The 1806-nt window shown below is 58.3% G+C and carries 1 protein-coding gene; it reads left to right on the plus strand.

Annotation, left to right across the window (positions count from 1 at the left end; all coding sequences use genetic code 11):
* Positions 1 to 523 precede the first annotated feature (523 nt).
* Positions 524 to 1806: group II intron reverse transcriptase/maturase (gene ltrA / locus G6N77_RS19410; protein ID WP_338083842.1), on the plus strand; the 1283-nt coding region annotated here is incomplete at its 3' end.

Consider the following 1806-nt stretch of genomic DNA (forward strand, 5'->3'; position numbering starts at 1 on the left):
TTTTCGGTACGCCCAGCATGGGCATTTGCTTGGAGGTGAAAGTCCTCTGGAGGAGAAGGTGGTTTAACTTCTAGCTGATGGCAACTGCGTCACCGTGAGGTGGGGTGGGGAGGAAGCCGGAGGCAAAGCCCTGCACCGAGGGACACGAACCGCATAGAAGGCATGCTGGTTGGGGTAAGTCGGCCGAAGACGGTGAAGCCCGTTCCACCGAAACGGCCAGTGTGTAAATGCGGCGGCGGCAGGGGGAAAGTAAATGTTCTTATCTGGGGAGGTCTGTCCTAGTGCGCCATCCTGCAACTTGGGGTGGAGCGGTGCGGCTCTAAGGGTCGTCACTGATGGGGCAGAAGTCAGCCGAGGCCATAGTACCCACCGGGATCTGCTGGGTGGTGGGGAAGGGCTGAACGTTGGGAATTGATGGTTTGAAGCGGTATTTCTCGTGACTCATTGTCATCGCAGTAAATCCATGAGGAGTGGAGCAGATGGTTTGTTGGAGGTACCGGTGAATCCGGGAGGGCCCCTGTCTGTGCGTAGTAGTGAGATTCCGGCGGGTATCGGGGATGACGTCAGGGACCAGCAGGATCTTTGGGAGAAGGTTTTCTCCCGGCAGAACCTGATGGTCGCGTTGAAACGTGTTGAGCGTAATCGTGGTGCTGCCGGTGTTGACGGGTTGGGTACGGATGAACTCCGTGCCTGGTGCCTGGAACATTGGGTGCAGGTCCGGGAAGCGTTGGATGCGGGTACTTATGCTCCGTTGCCGGGGCGTCAGGTGATGATTCCAAAGCCTGACGGCGGGGAGCGGATGCTGGGGGTGCCGTCCGTGCTGGATCGGTTGATTCAGCAGGCAATCGCGCAAGTCCTGTCCCCGGTCTTTGATCCGGGGTTCGTGCCGGTCTCGTATGGGTTCCGGCCGGGCAGGAGCGCCCATGATGCCGTGAAGGTCGCCCAAACGGTGATCGGACAGGGGTATCGGTGGGTTGTTGAGGTTGACCTAGATGCGTTCTTTGACCGGGTGAACCATGACGTGCTCATGGCCAGGGTTGCACGGAAAGTGAAAGACAAGCGGGTCCTGAAATTGGTTCGTCGCTATCTTGAAGCGGGGATCATGGCCGACGGTGTGCGGAGGGAAACAACGGAGGGCACCCCTCAGGGGTCGCCCCTGTCTCCGTTGCTTTCGAACATCATGCTGGATGACTTTGACCAGGTGTTCTGGGATCGTGGGCACCGTTTCGTTAGGTACGCCGATGACATCAGAATCTTTGTGAAGTCGAAAAGGGCCGCGCAACGGGTGCTGGTACAGGCGACGAAAGTCCTTGAATCAGACCTGAAATTGAGGGTGAACCGGGAGAAATCCGTGATCAATCCGGCAAGTGTTGCAACGTTGCTGGGTTTCGGGTTCTACTCCACCAAGGCCGGGGTCAAGATCCGGATCGCTGCGAAGGCGTTCAAACGCATGAAGGCGCGGATCAAGGCGCTGACCTCGCGGAAGTGGAGTGTCTCCATGGAATACCGCATCGAGCAATTGAACCGCTACGTTCGGGGGTGGATGGGCTACTTCCGGCTGTCACAGACACCGGGAAAGTTCTCCGACCTTGATCAGTGGTTCAGGCGCCGGATGCGCCAAATCCTGTGGAAGCAATGGAAACGGATACGTACCCGTATCGCACAGATGCAACGCCTCGGGGTACGGCCGGATCTGGCTTACCAATGGGGCATGAGCAGCAGGGCCTACTGGCGTATAGCTGCGTCCCCAGTGCTGGCACGGGCGCTGCCCAACCAATACTGGGTGGATGTTGGCCTCATTCTCTT

The sequence above is a fragment of the Arthrobacter silviterrae genome (assembly GCF_011045165.1).
GTDB classification, from domain to species: Bacteria; Actinomycetota; Actinomycetes; order Actinomycetales; family Micrococcaceae; genus Specibacter; species Specibacter silviterrae.